The sequence below is a fragment of the Streptomyces sulfonofaciens genome (assembly GCF_014656295.1).
GTDB lineage: Bacteria > Actinomycetota > Actinomycetes > Streptomycetales > Streptomycetaceae > Streptomyces > Streptomyces sulfonofaciens.
In genome coordinates this window covers 138,831-154,298 of the sequence record NZ_BNCD01000010.1, presented here as the reverse complement: position 1 = coordinate 154,298, position 15,468 = coordinate 138,831, and the positions used below count along the sequence as shown (strand labels likewise).

12 protein-coding genes are annotated in these 15,468 nt (G+C 72.4%); 7 read left to right on the top strand and 5 right to left on the bottom strand.

Translation table 11 applies throughout. The annotated features are described in order from the left end of the window. Positions 1-73 precede the first annotated feature (73 nt). On the bottom strand, positions 74-1,084 hold the full coding sequence (locus IE313_RS17930; RefSeq protein ID WP_189933335.1) for a glycoside hydrolase family 6 protein: 1,011 nt from the start codon (positions 1,082-1,084) through the stop codon (positions 74-76). Between the two features lie 827 nt (positions 1,085-1,911). Between IE313_RS17930 and IE313_RS17925 the strand changes: the two genes are divergently transcribed. The 3 genes from IE313_RS17925 (at position 1,912) to icmA (ending at position 4,636) form a co-directional block, all read left to right on the top strand. After that, positions 1,912-2,421, top strand: coding sequence for a MarR family winged helix-turn-helix transcriptional regulator (locus IE313_RS17925; RefSeq protein ID WP_189933333.1), 510 nt, complete (start codon positions 1,912-1,914; stop codon positions 2,419-2,421). A 67-nt stretch (positions 2,422-2,488) separates the two neighbouring features. Next, a complete protein-coding gene (locus IE313_RS17920; RefSeq protein WP_189933331.1) occupies positions 2,489-2,827 on the top strand; it encodes a DUF3817 domain-containing protein in 339 nt (112 codons plus the stop codon). Between the two features lie 108 nt (positions 2,828-2,935). Further along, the gene (gene icmA / locus IE313_RS17915) at positions 2,936-4,636 is read left to right on the top strand and encodes a coenzyme B12-dependent isobutyryl-CoA mutase large subunit (protein ID WP_189933329.1); all 1,701 of its coding nucleotides are present in this window, start codon (positions 2,936-2,938) and stop codon (positions 4,634-4,636) included. A 304-nt stretch (positions 4,637-4,940) separates the two neighbouring features. On the opposite strand, the gene IE313_RS17910 is transcribed toward icmA, so the two are convergent. Beyond that, positions 4,941-5,576: a TetR/AcrR family transcriptional regulator gene (locus IE313_RS17910; RefSeq protein WP_189933328.1), complete on the bottom strand. Its 636-nt coding sequence runs from the start codon at positions 5,574-5,576 to the stop codon at positions 4,941-4,943. Between the two features lie 311 nt (positions 5,577-5,887). Between IE313_RS17910 and IE313_RS17905 the strand changes: the two genes are divergently transcribed. The 4 genes from IE313_RS17905 (at position 5,888) to IE313_RS17890 (ending at position 10,100) form a co-directional block, all read left to right on the top strand. After that, positions 5,888-6,862, top strand: coding sequence for a tetratricopeptide repeat protein (locus IE313_RS17905; protein WP_189933326.1), 975 nt, complete (start codon positions 5,888-5,890; stop codon positions 6,860-6,862). Between the two features lie 618 nt (positions 6,863-7,480). Beyond that, positions 7,481-8,098 (top strand): DUF6230 family protein, encoded by a 618-nt coding sequence (locus IE313_RS17900; protein WP_189933324.1) that lies wholly within the window; start codon positions 7,481-7,483, stop codon positions 8,096-8,098. A 153-nt stretch (positions 8,099-8,251) separates the two neighbouring features. Further along, complete coding sequence (locus tag IE313_RS17895) at positions 8,252-8,824, top strand: DUF6114 domain-containing protein (protein ID WP_189933322.1); 573 nt, start codon at positions 8,252-8,254, stop codon at positions 8,822-8,824. Continuing rightward, complete coding sequence (locus IE313_RS17890) at positions 8,814-10,100, top strand: hypothetical protein (RefSeq protein ID WP_229924735.1); 1,287 nt, start codon at positions 8,814-8,816, stop codon at positions 10,098-10,100. Before IE313_RS17895 ends, IE313_RS17890 begins: the two co-directional genes overlap by 11 nt. A 154-nt stretch (positions 10,101-10,254) precedes the next feature. Here IE313_RS17890 and pyk read toward each other — a convergent pair whose 3' ends face one another. The 3 genes from pyk to pta form a co-directional block, all read right to left on the bottom strand. Next, positions 10,255-11,676 (bottom strand): pyruvate kinase, encoded by a 1,422-nt coding sequence (gene pyk, locus IE313_RS17885; protein WP_189933320.1) that lies wholly within the window; start codon positions 11,674-11,676, stop codon positions 10,255-10,257. Between the two features lie 101 nt (positions 11,677-11,777). Further along, complete coding sequence (locus IE313_RS17880) at positions 11,778-13,025, bottom strand: acetate kinase (RefSeq protein WP_229924734.1); 1,248 nt, start codon at positions 13,023-13,025, stop codon at positions 11,778-11,780. A 64-nt stretch (positions 13,026-13,089) separates the two neighbouring features. Continuing rightward, the gene (gene pta, locus IE313_RS17875) at positions 13,090-15,162 is read right to left on the bottom strand and encodes a phosphate acetyltransferase (RefSeq protein WP_189933318.1); all 2,073 of its coding nucleotides are present in this window, start codon (positions 15,160-15,162) and stop codon (positions 13,090-13,092) included. Positions 15,163-15,468: the final 306 nt, after the last annotated feature.

The following is a 15,468-nucleotide window of genomic DNA, read 5'->3' as shown; positions in this document are numbered from 1 at the left end:
GGGCCGTCGGGGTCCGCCCGGTCCCCGGCCCCCGGGGGCCGTCCGGGGTCCGTCCGGGCGGTGTGCGGTGCCGTCAGCCGTGGGCGTCCCTGGCCAGCCCCAGCGCGTACTGCGGCCACCAGGTGCCCGCCGCGGGCCCGCCCCTGCACTGCCCGTCCGACTCGCCCGGCCGCTTGATCCACAGATAGGCGTCCACCAGCGGGTCGCCGGTCCTCAGGGTCGGCGGGGTGCCCAGGGCACGGCCCGGCGGGTTGCACCAGGCCGTGCTGTGGTCGCCGGCCAGCGGGCCGTTGCCGTTGCGGCTGGTGTCGATCACGAAGTGCTTGGTGCCCATGCCCTGCAGGGCCGCGGACAGCTTGTGGCCGTACGCCTTGGCGGTGTCGGTGGTCTGGAAGTTGGACACGTTCAGCGCGAAGCCGTCGGCACCGGCGATCCCGGCGTGCCCCAGCGGTTCCACCAGGCGCGCCGGATCGGAGATCCAGGCCGGGTTGCCCGCGTCCAGGTACACCCGGGTGTGCGGCTGCCGCTTGAGCCGTTCGATCGCCTGGGAGAGCAACGCGTAGCGCTCCGCCTGGTACTCCATCGGCGTACAGCCGTCCACGGCGTGCGCGACCGCGTCGGGCTCCAGGACCACCCAGGCACGCGCGTCGCCGAGGGCCGACGCGAACCGCTCGATCCACTGCCGGTAGGCCGCCCCGTCCGGGGCACCGCCCGCCGAGTGCTGGCCGCAGTCCCGGTGCGGGATGTTGTACGCGACGAACAGCGCGGTCCTGCCCTCCTTCCGCGCGCCCTCGGTGGCCGCCCGCATCATCGGGCCGGGGTCGTCCCCGCCCGGCCAGATCGCCGTGGGCTGCCGGGCGATCCGCTGGAGCAGCCGCGCGTCGGCCTCCCTGCCGTGCCGCTGGAAGTCGTCGGCCTGCCAGGCGGCCGGGCTCGCCGGGTCCACCCAGAAGGGGGCCGCCGCCTCGCGCGCCGGGCCCCGCACCGCGGTCTCCTCGGCCTCGGAGTCGGACGAACATCCCGCCAGGGGCCCGAGCCCCCCGAGCAGCGCCAGAGCGGCGAAGGTACGGATCAGCCGGGACATCCTGCTCCCCTTGGGCGAGGTGGTGGCGGGCCAGGCCACGGGCCCGGAGCCGCGGCCCCCGCCGCCATGGTGTGCGGTCGTGGTGTGCGGTCATCCTGGCACGAATGTCCCATTTGTCCGGGCTGCGACACCGTCAGGCACCGCCCGCGGCCGGTGCGGTGCCCGGCGACGCGCGCTCGTACCGCACCCGGTGCCCGTACCGCGCGCCGCCGGCGGCCCCGCGTCGCGCAGCGAGGACGGGGGCGCGGAGACCGGCGGGGGCGATCTAGAGCCGGTGGGCGAGCGCCGTCGCCCGCCCGCGGTCCGGCATCCGCGCCGGCACCCCGGGCTTCCCGTCCCGCGGGTGCCGTCCACGGCGCCCCGGTGCCGCGCGACGTGGGCCGCCGTGGCCCGCCAGGGCGGCGCGGAGCCGCTCACCACGTCCGGCCGGGTGGAGGCGCTCGGGCCCGGCACCGGCCCGGCACCGGCCCAGCACCGGCCCGGTGCCGCCGAGGCGGCGGGCGTGCTCGCCGCACCGGGCGGCACCGGGCGGCGGCGAGCGTGCCGTCGGCCCGGGCGGGTCGGGGGCCGTTGCCCACCCCGCGGACCCGGGGGCGGCGCCCACGGCGACGTGTGCGGCGGATGCGGCCGCGGCACGGCGGGTGCGCAAGTCGCGACGGCGGGCGGGGCGCCGGGCACGGCGTGCGGGCGGGGCACGGCGACGGCGGACGGGGAAGGGGCGACGGCAGGCGGGGGAGCCGGTGGCGCGGGCCGGTCCGGCCGAGGGGTGAGACGCTGGTGCCCGCCATCCGGGTGGCCGGAAAGTGCGGACGGGTAAGGTCGGAAGCGTGTCAAAGCCGCTCAGTCTCGCGTTCGACCCGATCGCCCGCGCCGAGGAACTGTGGAAGCAGCGCTGGGGATCGGTGCCGTCCATGGCCGCCATCACCTCGATCATGCGGGCCCAGCAGATCCTGCTCGCCGAGGTCGACGCGGTCGTCCGGCCGTACGGTCTGACCTTCGCACGGTACGAGGCCCTGGTGCTGCTCACCTTCTCCAAGGCGGGCGAACTGCCGATGTCCAAGATCGGCGAACGGCTGATGGTGCACCCCACCTCGGTGACCAACACCGTCGACCGCCTGGTGCGCTCCGGCCTGGTGGCCAAGCGCCCCAACCCCAACGACGGCCGCGGCACCCTGGCCTCCATCACCGACAAGGGCCGTGAGGTGGTGGAGTCGGCCACCCGCGACCTGATGGCCATGGACTTCGGCCTGGGCGCCTACGACGCGGAGGAGTGCGGGGAGATCTTCGCGATACTCAGGCCGCTGCGGGTGGCGGCGAAGGACTTCGACGACGCCTGACGGGCCCGGTGCGCCGACAGCCGGGGGCGCCCGAAGAGCGCGCAAATCGGACGGTTACCCTCCTGCCATGAGGAAAAGCGTGCTGACGCGCTACCGCGTCATGGCCTACGTCACCGGTGTGCTCCTGGTGCTGCTGACCCTCGGCTGCATCGCGAAGTACGGGTTCCAGATGGACGGCGCCGCGGGCTTCGTGACCGCCGTCGGCATCGCGCACGGCTGGCTGTACGTCGTGTACCTGATCTTCGCCTTCGACCTCGGCTCCAAGGCCCGGATGCCCTTCGGCCGACTGCTCTGGGTGCTGCTGGCGGGCACGATCCCGACGGCCGCCTTCTTCGTGGAGCGCCGGGTGAGCCGTGAGCTGGAGCCGAAGATCGCCGAGGCGGCGCAGCAGCCGGTCAAGGCCTGACCGCTCCCGGGGCCCGCGGTGCCGGCGCGGCACCGCGGGCCCCGGTCGCCACACGGAACACGGTCCTCCGTCGACAGTTACTAGGACGTCCTAGTAAAATTCGACGGTATGCACGCTGACGCGATCGAGGAGGGCCGCCGTCGCTGGCAGGCCCGGTACGACGCCGCCCACACCCGCGGCGCGGATTTCACCACGCTCTCCGGAGACCCCGTGGAGCCGGTCTACGGGCCGCGGCCCGGCGACACCTACGAAGGCTTCGAGCGGATCGGCTGGCCCGGTGAGTACCCCTTCACCCGCGGCCTGTATCCGACCGGCTACCGGGGCCGGGCCTGGACCATCCGCCAGTTCGCGGGCTTCGGCAACGCCCGGCAGACCAACGAGCGGTACAAGATGATCCTCAAGGCCGGCGGGGGCGGCCTGAGCGTCGCGTTCGACATGCCGACCCTGATGGGCCGCGACTCGGACGACCCGCGCTCCCTGGGCGAGGTCGGCCACTGCGGCGTCGCGATCGACTCCGCGGCCGACATGGAGGACCTCTTCTCGGACATCCCGCTGGGCGACGTCACCACCTCGATGACGATCAGCGGCCCCGCGGTGCCCGTCTTCTGCATGTACCTGGTCGCGGCCGAGCGGCAGGGCATCGATCCCACCGTGCTGAACGGCACGCTGCAGACGGACATCTTCAAGGAGTACATCGCCCAGAAGGAGTGGCTCTTCAAGCCCGAGCCGCACCTGCGCCTGATCGGCGACCTGATGGAGCACTGCGCGGCCGGCATCCCCGCGTACAAGCCCCTGTCGGTCTCCGGCTACCACATCCGCGAGGCCGGCTCCACGGCCGCCCAGGAGCTCGCCTACACGCTCGCGGACGGCTTCGGCTACGTCGAGCTCGGCCTCTCCCGCGGGCTGGACGTGGACCGCTTCGCGCCCGGCCTGTCCTTCTTCTTCGACGCCCACGTCGACTTCTTCGAGGAGATCGCCAAGTTCCGTGCGGCGCGCCGCATCTGGGCCCGCTGGATGCGCGACGTGTACGGCGCGAAGACCGAGCGGGCGCAGTGGCTGCGCTTCCACACCCAGACCGCAGGCGTCTCCCTGACCGCCCAGCAGCCGTACAACAACGTCGTGCGCACCGCGGTGGAGGCCCTGGCCGCGGTGCTCGGCGGCACCAACTCCCTGCACACCAACGCCCTCGACGAGACCCTCGCGCTGCCCAGCGAGCGGGCCGCGGAGATCGCGCTGCGCACCCAACAGGTGCTGATGGAGGAGACCGGCGTGGGCAACGTCGCCGATCCGCTCGGCGGCTCCTGGTACGTGGAGCAGCTCACGGACCGCATCGAGGCGGACGCCGAGCAGATCTTCGAGCGGATCAGGGAGCGCGGCGAGCTGGCCCACCCGGACGGCCGGCATCCCATCGGGCCGATGACCTCCGGCATCCTGCGCGGCATCGAGGACGGCTGGTTCACCGGTGAGATCGCCGAGGCCGCCTTCCGGTACCAGCGGGCGCTGGAGAAGGGCGAGAAGCACGTCGTCGGCGTCAACTCCCACCCGGAGTCCGTCACCGGCGAGCTGGAGATCCTGCGGGTCAGCCACGAGGTGGAGCGCGAGCAGGTGCGGGCGCTCGGCGAGCGCAGGGCCGCCCGCGACGACGCCCGGGTGCGCGCCGGCCTCGACGCCATGGCGGCCGCCGCCCGGTCCGGTACGAACATGATCGAGCCGATGCTCGACGCGGTGCGCGCGGAGGCGACGCTCGGCGAGATCTGCGACGCCCTGCGTGAGGAATGGGGCGTCTACACGGAGCCGCCCGGGTTCTGAGCCCCGCCGACTCCTGCGGGCGCCCGTGGGCGGGCGCCCGCCCACGAGTGCCTGTCCGCGAGTGCCCGCCCGAGGGCTCCGCCCGCGGCCCCCGACCGCTCCTGCGGGCCGGCTCGGGCCGGTGGTGGCGCCGCCCTCGCACGGGCCGCCACCGGCCGAGGGGGCGCCACGCGCCGGAGCGCTCCCTCGGCCGATGGCGACCCGCGGGGGACGGGCGCGGCGGGCGCGCACGGGGCGCGGGCCATGGCCCCGGCCGGGAGCGGCGCGGGGCGGGGGCTACGCGTCGGACGGCAGCGGCGCGGGACTACGCGTCGGACGGCAGCGGCGAGACCGCGGACGGCAGCCCGCCGGCCAGGAGGGCCACCAGGCCGTGGACCCACTGCGAGTCCACGGCCTGTCCGCTGACCAGCATCCGGTGCACCACCGCACCCGCCACCACGTCGAAGATGAGATCCGCGCTGCGCGCCGCGTCCTGCGCGCCCTGCGCGCGCGGCAGTTCCCCGCGGGCCTCCGCGCGCGCCCGGCCCACCAGCACGAGACGCTTCTGGCGGTCCACGATCGAGTCCCGGATGCGGGCCCGCAACGGCTCGTCGCGGGTCGACTCGGCGACCACCGCCATCAGCGCCGTCTTCGCCTCGGGCCGGTCGAGCAGTGCCGCGAACTGGCGCACCACGTATTCGACGTCCGCGGCCAGGCTGCCCCGGTCGGGCAGCTCCAACTCGTCGAAGAGCGCCGCGACGGCATCCACGACCAACTCGTTCTTCCCGGCCCAGCGCCGGTACAGCGTCGTCTTGGCGACGCCCGCACGGGTGGCGACATCGCCCAGCGTCAGCTTGGACCAGCCCAGGTCGACCAGCGCGGCGCGGGTGGCCTCCAGGATGGCGGCGTCCGCGGCGGCACTGCGCGGTCGGCCGGTGCGGGCAGGGCTGCGGGGTGCCATGCAAGCGACCATACCGGCGGGTAGCCGAGGCGGCGCGGGACCCGCCCCCCGTGAGCGAGATCACGGCGGATCCGGGGCCTGCCCGTCCCGGAGGCGCGCCGTGGAAGTTACGCTACGACGCGTAGCGAAAGCAGGTACGGCCGGGCGCCGGAGCCCCCGCGCCGACCGGCGGGCGGCCGGCCGGTGCGTGAGGCACTCGGGCACCGGCGCGCGCCTGCCGCGACCGTCCCGGCGGCCCGCCGAGGACGCGCCGCGGCCCGGGCTTTCGTTCAAGCTTTTCGATGGGCGCGCGGAAGGGGGAGGATGTACTCATGCAGCCACGGAACATGTCCATGAGCGGGGTCGTCGACCTCGGCGCGGTGAAGGCGGCCCAGGAGGCCAGGGCGAAGGCGGAGCAGGCGCGGGCGGAGGCCGCGCGGCAGGGCGGGGGCGGCGCCGTCTCGCCCGCGAGTCTGGTGATCGACGTCGATGAGGCGCACTTCGAGGGCGAGGTCCTCCAGCGCTCCGCCGAGGTTCCCGTCGTCATCGACTTCTGGGCCGAGTGGTGCCAGCCGTGCAAACAGCTCAGCCCGATCCTGGAGCGGCTCGCCGTCGAGTACAACGGCCGCTTCGTGCTCGCCAAGATCGACGTCGATGCCAACCAGATGCTGATGCAGCAGTTCGGGATCCAGGGCATCCCCGCGGTCTTCGCGGTGGTGGCCGGCCAGGCGCTGCCGCTCTTCCAGGGTGCCGCTCCCGAGCCCCAGATCCGCCAGACCCTCGACCAACTGGTGCAGGTCGCCGAGCAGCGCTTCGGCCTGACCGGGCTGACGGTCGACCCGGACGCCGAGGCCCCGGCCGAGCAGAGTGCGCCGGCCGAGCCCGCGGGCCCGTACGACGCCCTTCTGGAAGCGGCCGTCGCTGCGCTGGACAACGGCGACCTCGGCGGCGCCGTGCAGGCGTACAAGAACGTCCTCGCCCAGGACCCGGGCAACCCCGAGGCCAAGCTCGGCCTCGCCCAGGCGGAGCTGCTGCAGCGCGTCCAGGGCGTCGACCCGCAGGAGGTGCGCGAGAAGGCGGCCAGGAACCCGGGCGACGCCGCCGCGCAGATCGCCGCGGCGGACATGGATCTGGTGGGCGGTCACGTGGAGGACGCCTTCGGCCGACTTGTCGACACGGTCGCACGCACCGCAGGTGACGACCGTGAGGGCATCCGGTTGCGCCTGCTGGAGCTGTTCGACGTGGTGGGTGCCGAGGACCCGCGGGTGGCGGCCGCGCGCAGGGCACTTGCACGCGCGCTCTTCTGACCAGTCGCTAAACACCGGGCCTTGTGATGCCCGGGTGAAGGTTCTTTGAGGAAGCGATGCGGCGGCCGCACTTTGCCAAAACTTGGGGAAAGCGGCCGCTGTTACTCGCAGTAAGAACCACTCGTTGCTCTGTCCGTATACGCCCCTTCATGGGTGATCCGGTGTCACGGCGCGCAACACTCCGTGTGATCACTCGGTATCGGGCTGTCGTGATTCGGTTATCCGTCCGTTACTGCTCAGTAACGAACCCCCTTGTGCGGGCGACGAGAATGCACCACGATCGGCGACGCTCGGTCCATTCCCCTAGCCCGACGGCCAGTCGTGCGCGAAGGGTGTGGGTCCCCACCGGGCGGGGCGGGCACCGCTGGTGCCGGCCTTGGACAGGGGGGTCCTTGCCGCTTACGGCAGGGCCTGTCCGGAAGGTTGCGTATATGCGTGAAGGCGCAGCCAAAGTGGTTGTCGCTCGGGGGTGATCGCCGGTTTTTGGGCGCATGCAGTGCCTCCGAAGCGGGCGCTCTCCTTTCCGAGGACGTAGCACTTCTCCCATCCCTGCCCGATTGCACCCTCCAACGAGGTGCGGTCCGGGCCGGAGATGTACGTCCGAGAAGGAGGAAAGTCATGGAGTCCGTGGCTCGTGGCGGAACCAGATGGAAGCGGTTCGCCGTGGTCATGGTGCCGAGCGTCGCGGCGACCGCCGCGATAGGCGTGGCCCTTTCGCAGGGAGCGCTTGCGGCATCGTTCAGCGTGTCCGGTCAGCAGTTCAAGGTGACTGCCGACCGTCTTGACGGCACTGGTTTCGTGCAGTACGGCGCTATCGACAGCGGCAAGTCGGGTGACCACCCGGTGGCCGTGGTCGGCTTCGACGACGCGGAGATCACCAACCTCTGCCAGTCCGTGGTCGTGCCGGTGCCGGTCTTCGGCGATGTGTCGATGACCCTCAAGGCCGGTGCTCCCGGCGGCGAGAGGGTCAAGGCGAACAAGCTCTACATCGACGCCGACGACCTGCAGACCAACGCGACCTTCAACAACATCGACATCGGTACCTCGGTGGACAGCACCACCAAGGGCCCGGGCCCGTCGAAGGGCGACAAGTACCTTCCCGACAGCTTCTCCCAGCAGGCCGAATCCGCCACGTTCACCGACGTGAAGCAGCGGGCCTGGGCGACGACGGCAGGTACCTTCAAGCTCTCCGGCCTCGGTATGAAGGTCCAGAAGGGCAAGCACGAGTGCTACTGAGCGTCTCGACGCTGAGACACTTGGGCTGAACGGCCGGGCGCGGGGGCGCGGGTCACTCCCCGTCCGTCCCCGTGCCCTGCACCCAGCGCCGCACGGCCTGGGAGCCCACCGCACGATCACAGAACCAACGCCATTCCCGAGGAGCTGTACGACATGAGCGCCGAAGCGCAGGCAGGGTCGGGCGCAAGGCTCGGCCGGATGCGCCGATCGTTCCGAGGGTGGCGCGGGCAGCGCCCATTCTGGGGTGGTCTGCTGACGCTGCTGGGCGGCATCCCGATCATGTACTTCCCGTACGCGAACTTCACGCTCGGCACGATGACGATCCGGATGGCCACCACGGCCGGAGCCGGCTCCCTGATCATCGGTGTGCTGCTCATCGTGCTCGGTCTGACGATGTGGTACCAGAAGTACTCGCGGGTGTTCGCGGGCGTCGCCGCGATCCTGCTTGCCCTGGTCTCGCTGGTCGTCTCGAACTTCGGCGGTTTCTTCGTCGGCTTCCTGCTCGCGCTCGTCGGCGGCGCCCTCGCGATCTCCTGGGCGCCGGGCAGGGCGTCGTCCCAGGGCGCCGAGGGCGGCCCGGGCGGCAACGGCCCCGGGGAGCCCGACGAGCGGCCCGTTGCGCCCCCGGCCGTCGCCGGCGCCACCTATGTGGTGAGCGGTGAGCCCAGGGACCTGTTTGGCAACAGCCCATCGAAGGGGACGAACGGGAGGCACCGTGCGGGCTGACGAGGTGCACCACGAGGACTTCGAGGGCGAGTCCCGGGAGAGAACCGGCGGACGGCATGCCGCGGGGCGGCACGCGGCGCCCAGGCGGCCGCTCTTCACCAGGCTCCAGATGCCGGCGGGCAAGGCGATAGCCCTCGCGGCGATGCCCACCGCCGTCCTCATGGGCATGGGCCTGACCCCGACGCTCGCCCAGGCCAAACCGCTGCCGAAGAACCCGTTCCAGGACGGGCCCTGCGTCACCCAGCCGGACGAGTCCCCGGACGACGCCGAGAAGGACGGCAAGGCCGGCGACAAGGACGGCAAGACGGGCAAGGCCGGCGACAGTACCGGCAAGGACACCTCGGACGAGGCCGGCGACGGCAAGAGCGGCGGAGCCTCGGCGACGCCCGCCCCGTCCGACTCCGCGACGCCGTCCGGGACGCCCGGCTCCCCGTCGTCGGACGGGGCGGGCACCGACCCTGCGCCGTCCCCGTCCGCGTCGTCGTCCTCGAAGGACTCCGACGGCGGCCTGCTGGGTGATCTCGGCGGCGCGCTCGGCAGCGTCCTGTCGCCCGGACGGCACGAGTCGGCCGCACCGCAGTCCAGCCCGTCGCCGTCGGCCGGTTCGGCCACCGGCAGCGGCAAGGACTCCGGTTCGGTGGTGGACAAGGTCGCCGGCACCGCCGAGGACACCGTCGGCAAGGTCGCGGACACGGCGGAGCACGTCACGGACGGCGTCAAGGACGCCGCGGGCAAGGCGGTCGAGCCGTCCTCGTCCGCAGACAACCCGCTGGCACCGGACGCGAGCGGCAAGGACGCGTACCCGTGCGTGGTCGAGAAGAAGTCCGCGGGCGAGGACGAGACCCCGCCGGTGCCGATCCCTAACCAGCCGTGGAACCTCCAGGCCAGCTCGCTGCTGCTGAAGGGCCTCGACTACAAGGGCGTCGTCAACCTGACGATGCCCAACGGCCGGACCAAGCAGGCCCTGAAGTTCACCACCGACGGCGGCGTCGACATCGGCGACCTGCACCAGACGGTGGCCGGTCCGGACGGCAAGACGTACCACGTCCAGGCCGCACCCGGCTCGACGTCCACGATCCGCGGCGGTCAGGTGACGATGTACACGGAGAGGCTCTCGGGCAACCTCTTCGGCGTCATCCCGATCGTGTTCGACCCGGAGCACCCGCCGCCGCTGAACGTCCCGGTCGCCCTCTTCACGCACGTCAACATCGTCCAGGCCGGCCAGTTCGGCGGGAACCTCACCGTGCCCGGCCTGCACCAGTACCTCACCGGCTGAGCCCGCCGGGCGCCGCACCCGAGACCGTGGCCCGTATCCCGTCAGGGGTGCGGGCCACGGTGCGTGGAGGCTGTTCCCGGGGCCCGGCCACCGCCCCCCGAGGGGGTGCGCACCCCGCGGGCGGGGAAGCGCGTGGCCGGCCGCGCGGGGAGTGTCAGGCCGCGCCCAGGTGGTGCACCCGGACCATGTTGGTGGTGCCGGGCACCCCGGGGGGCGAGCCTGCGGTCATCACCACGATGTCGCCCTGGTTGAAGCGGTTCAGCTTGACCAGCTCCGCGTCGACCAGCTCGACCATCGCGTCGGTGTTGTCCACGTGCGGCACCACGAAGGCCTCCACGCCCCAGGTCAGCGTGAGCTGGTTGCGGGTGGACACGTCCGTGGTGAAGGCGACGATCGGCTGCACCGCACGGTAGCGGGAGAGCCTGCGCGCGGTGTCGCCGGACTTGGTGAAGGCGACCAGGCCCTTGCCCCCGAGGAAGTCCGCGATCTCGCAGGCGGCCCGGGCCACCGATCCGCCCTGGGTCCTGGGCTTCTTGCCCATCACCAGCGGCTGGAGGCCCTTGGACAGCAGCTCCTGCTCCGCGGCGATGACGATCTTCGACATGGTCTTGACCGTCTCGACCGGGTAGGCGCCCACCGACGACTCGGCCGAGAGCATCACCGCGTCGGCGCCGTCCAGGATGGCGTTGGCGACGTCGGACGCCTCCGCGCGGGTGGGCCGGGAGTTGGTGATCATCGACTCCATCATCTGGGTCGCCACGATCACCGGCTTGGCGTTGCGGCGGCAGAGCTCGATGAGCTGCTTCTGCACCATCGGCACCTTCTCCAGCGGGTACTCGACGGCCAGGTCGCCGCGGGCCACCATCACACCGTCGAACGCCATCACGACGTCCGCCATGTTGGCCACCGCCTGCGGCTTCTCCACCTTGGCGATGACGGGGACCCGGCGGCCCACCTCGTCCATGACCGCGTGGACGTCCTTGATGTCGTTGGCGTCCCGGACGAAGGACAGCGCGACCATGTCGCAACCGAGGCGCAGCGCGAAGCGCAGGTCCTCCACGTCCTTGTCGGAGAGCGCGGGCACGTTCACCGCCGCGCCCGGGAGGTTGATGCCCTTGTGGTCCGAGATCACGCCGCCCTCGACGACGATGGTCTTCACCCGCGGCCCGCTGACCTCCACGACGCGCAGCTCGACGTTGCCGTCGTTGATCAGGACCGGATCGCCGATGGCGACGTCACCGGGCAGGCCCTTGTAGGTGGTGCCGCAGATCGACTTGTCGCCCTGGACGTCCTCGGTGGTGAGGATGAACTCGTCGCCCCGCACCAGCTCGACAGGGCCTTCGGCGAAGGTCTCCAGGCGGATCTTGGGGCCCTGCAGGTCGGCGAGGGCGCCCACGGCCCTGCCGGTGTCCTCCGCGGCCCTGCGGACGCGGTGGTACCGCTCCTCGTGCTCGGCGTGGGAGCCATGACTGAAATTGAAGCGGGCCACGTTCATCCCGGCCTCGATGAGCGATTTCAACTGCTCGTACGAGTCGACGGCGGGGCCCAGTGTGCAGACGATTTTGGAACGGCGCATAGGTCGGATCCTATCGGTTTGTTTCAGGGCGGAATTATCCAGAGTCCACCGACGTGCAGAAGTGACACATGGGCGGCGCCATGCTCAGGTGTCGGGTTTTTTCAGGGCTTTACCAGGGTGTATGTCTGGTTCGCGATCTCCATTTCCTCGTCGGTCGGCACCACCGCCACCGCGACCCGCGCCCCGGGCGGTGAGACCAGCCGCGCGCCACCGCCGGGCGCCGTGTTCCGCTCCGCGTCCACCGCGAGGCCGAGTCCGTCCAGCCCCGCAACGGCGGCCTCGCGCACCTGCGCGGAGTTCTCCCCGACACCCGCCGTGAACGCCAGCGCGTCGAGCCGGCCGAGTACCGCGTAATAGGCGCCGATGTATTTCCGCAGCCGGTGCGCGTAGATGTCGAAGGCGAGCCCGGCCTGTTGATCGCCTTCCGCACGGCGCCGCTGTATCTCCCGCATGTCGTTCTCCCCGCACAGCCCGAGCAGTCCGCTCCTCGTGTTCAGCAATTCGTCGACCTCGTCGGCCGACATTCCGCCGACCCGCATCAGATGGAAGACGACCGCGGGGTCCACGTCTCCGGAGCGGGTACCCATGACCAGGCCCTCCAAGGGGGTGAGGCCCATCGAGGTCTCCACACAGCACCCGCCGCGCACGGCGGCCGCGGAGGCGCCGTTGCCCAGGTGCAGCACGATCACGTTGACGTCCGCCGGGTCCTTGCCCAGCAGGCGGGCGGTGGCCCGTGAGACGTAGGCGTGGGAGGTGCCGTGGAAGCCGTAGCGGCGTACGCGGTGCGCGTCCGCGGTGTCCACGTCGATCGCGTAGCGTGCCGCGGCCTGCGGGATCGTGGTGTGGAATGCGGTGTCGAAGACGGCCACCTGGGGCAGGTCGGGCCGCAGGTCCATGGCGGTGCGGATGCCGGCGAGGTTCGCCGGGTTGTGCAGCGGTGCGAGCGGGACGAGCCGTTCGATCTCGGCGAGCACCCCCTCGTCGACGACGGCGGGCTCGGTGAACACCTGCCCGCCGTGCACCACCCGGTGCCCGATGGCCGCGAGCCGCGGCGAGTCGAGGCCGACCCCGTCGGCGGACAGCTCCCGCGCGACGGTCCGCAGGGCCGCGTGGTGGTCGGCGACCCGGCCCGAGCGCTCGCGGCGGGACCCCCTGCCCGCGGCCGGCGTGTGCACCACGCGGGAGGTCTCCTCGCCGATCCGCTCGACCAGGCCGGTGGCCGGCCTGGCTCCGGTGGTCATGTCGATCAGTTGGTACTTCAGCGAGGAGGAGCCGGAGTTGAGCACGAGGACGTGGTCCGGCCCGGCGTCCTGGGCCGGGGGCGGTGCGTGCACGGACGAAGCGTTCACGAACGGTGCGCTTTCTGCTGGGGGGCGGGCGGACTCGAGGGCACCGGGTGGCCGCCCTCGCTGCTCAGGAGGGCTGCTGCGCCTGGATCGCCGTGATGGCGACCGTGTTGACGATGTCGCCGACCAGGGCGCCCCGGGAGAGGTCGTTGACCGGCTTGCGCAGCCCCTGGAGGACCGGGCCGACGGCGACCGCGCCCGCGGAGCGCTGCACGGCCTTGTAGGTGTTGTTGCCGGTGTTGAGATCGGGGAAGACGAGGACGGTGGCGCGGCCCGCCACCTCCGAGAGCGGCAGCTTGGTGGCGGCCACCGAGGGCTCCACCGCGGCGTCGTACTGGATCGGGCCCTCGGTGCTCAGATCGGGACGGCGGGCGCGCACCAGCTCGGTGGCGGCGCGGACCTTGTCGACGTCCGCGCCGGAGCCCGAGGTGCCGGTGGAGTACGACAGCATCGCGATCCGCGGCTGGACCCCGAACCGCTCGGCGGTGGCGGCCGACTGGATGGCGATGTCGGCCAACTGCTCGGCGTCGGGGTCCGGGTTCACCGCGCAGTCGCCGTACACGAGCACGGTGTCCGCGAGGCACATGAAGAAGACCGAGGAGACGATCGAGGCGTCCGGGCGGGTCCTGATGATCTCGAAGGCCGGCCGGATGGTCGCCGCGGTGGAGTGCACGGCACCGGAGACCATGCCGTCCGCGAGGCCCTGCTCCACCATCAGGGTGCCGAAGTAGTTGACGTCCGCGACCACGTCGAGCGCCAGCTCCCTGCTGACGCCCTTGTGGGCGCGCAGCTCGGCGTACCGCCCGGCGAAGCGGTCCCGCAGCTCCGCGGCGGCCGGGTCCAGCAACTGGGCGTCGGCGAGGTCGATGCCGAGGTCGGCGGCCTTCCTGCGGATCTGCTCGGTGGGCCCGAGCAGTGTCAGGTCGCACACGCCGCGGCGCAGCAGCACCTCGGCGGCGCGCAGGATGCGCTCCTCGGTGCCCTCCGGCAGCACCACCCGGCGCCGGGCGCTGCGCGCCTGCTCCAGCAGCCGGTGCTCGAACATCATCGGCGTGACGCGGGTGCTGCGCGGCGCGGAGAACCCGCCGAGCAGCTCGTCGGGGTCGGTGAACCGCTCGAAGAGGCCGAGCGCCGTCTCCGCCTTGCGGGGCGTGTCCGCGCTCAGTTTGCCCTCCAGCGTGAAGAGCCGGGTGGCGGTGGGGAAGGTGTTGCCCGCCACCGATATCACCGGGGTGCCGGGCGCGAGCCGGGCGGCCAGGGACAGGATCTCCCCGCCGGGCCGTTCGCCCAGGGTGAGCAGCACCCCGGCGATCGGCGGCGTGCCGGCGCTGTGCGCGGCCAGCGCTCCCACCACCAGGTCGGCGCGGTCGCCCGGCGTCACCACCAGGCAGCCCGGGGTGAGTGCGGCGAGCAGGTTGGGCAGCATCGCGCCGCCGATCACGAAGTCCATGACGTCCCTGGCCAGGCCCGCCTCGTCGCCGAGCAGGACAGTCCCGCCGAGGGCGTGGGCGGTCTGCGCGACCGTGGGCGCGGCGAGCGCCGGCTCGTCCGGGAGCACGTAGCAGGGCAGGGGGAGGTGGGCGGACAACTCGGCGGCGATCGCGGCACGGTCCGCGGGCGCCGCACGGTTGACGAACAGCGCGGCGATCTCGCAGCCGAGGCTCTCGTAGGCCCGGTGGGCATTGCGGGCCTCGGCCGCCACGGACCCGTCGCTCTGGCCGCGGCCGCCGATCACGAGGAGCACGGGGGCGCCGAACTCGTTGGCGAGCCGGGCGTTCAGGGCCAGCTCGTCGGGCAACTGGGTGTCCGCGTAGTCGGTGCCGAGCACGATGACGGCCTCGTAGTCGCGGGCCACCCGGTGGAAGCGGTCGACGAGCCGGGAGACCAGCTCGTCGGTGCCCAGCTCGGCCTGGACGGCGGCCGCCTCGCGGTAGTCCATGCCGAAGCTGGTGGCGGGGTCCTGGGACAGCCGGTAGCGGGTGCGCAGCAGGTCGAAGAGGCGGTCGGGCGCCTCGTGCAGCAGCGGGCGGAAGACGCCCACCCGGTCGACCCGGCGGGTCAGCAGTTCCATGACGCCCAGCTCGACGACCTGGCGGCCGTCGCCCCGTTCGATCCCGGTCACGTACACGCTGCGCGTCACGCATGCTCTCCGTTCCATCGCCGTCTTCACCACTGTGCTGCCGGGCTTCTCGGTGGCGTCCCCGGTTCACGCGGACGTCACCGGCCGGCCCCGCCCGTGTCGCCCCGGGGGGACAGGGTTCACATCGGACGGCGTGACTGCTCGGGGGCGGACCGTGTGAGCAAGGGCCCTCTTGACAATACCGTGCCGGGTGGGTAAGCCACCCCGGTGGCATGCGGCCCGGCCGGTATCGGGCCGTTCCGGAGAGGGCCGCGGGCAGGGCGTGAAACAATCGGATCGGCACATCAACGGCGGCAGGGAGCAGGA

Coding starts and splice junctions, on each gene's coding strand:
- icmA (WP_189933329.1), top strand. CDS start 2,936: ATGCACGCTGACGCGATCGAGGAGGGCCGCCGTCGCTGGCAGGCCCGG.
- IE313_RS17910 (WP_189933328.1), bottom strand. CDS start 5,576: ATGGCACCCCGCAGCCCTGCCCGCACCGGCCGACCGCGCAGTGCCGCC.
- IE313_RS17895 (WP_189933322.1), top strand. CDS start 8,252: ATGAGCGCCGAAGCGCAGGCAGGGTCGGGCGCAAGGCTCGGCCGGATG.
- IE313_RS17900 (WP_189933324.1), top strand. CDS start 7,481: ATGGAGTCCGTGGCTCGTGGCGGAACCAGATGGAAGCGGTTCGCCGTG.
- IE313_RS17930 (WP_189933335.1), bottom strand. CDS start 1,084: ATGTCCCGGCTGATCCGTACCTTCGCCGCTCTGGCGCTGCTCGGGGGG.
- IE313_RS17905 (WP_189933326.1), top strand. CDS start 5,888: ATGCAGCCACGGAACATGTCCATGAGCGGGGTCGTCGACCTCGGCGCG.
- IE313_RS17920 (WP_189933331.1), top strand. CDS start 2,489: ATGAGGAAAAGCGTGCTGACGCGCTACCGCGTCATGGCCTACGTCACC.
- pyk (WP_189933320.1), bottom strand. CDS start 11,676: ATGCGCCGTTCCAAAATCGTCTGCACACTGGGCCCCGCCGTCGACTCG.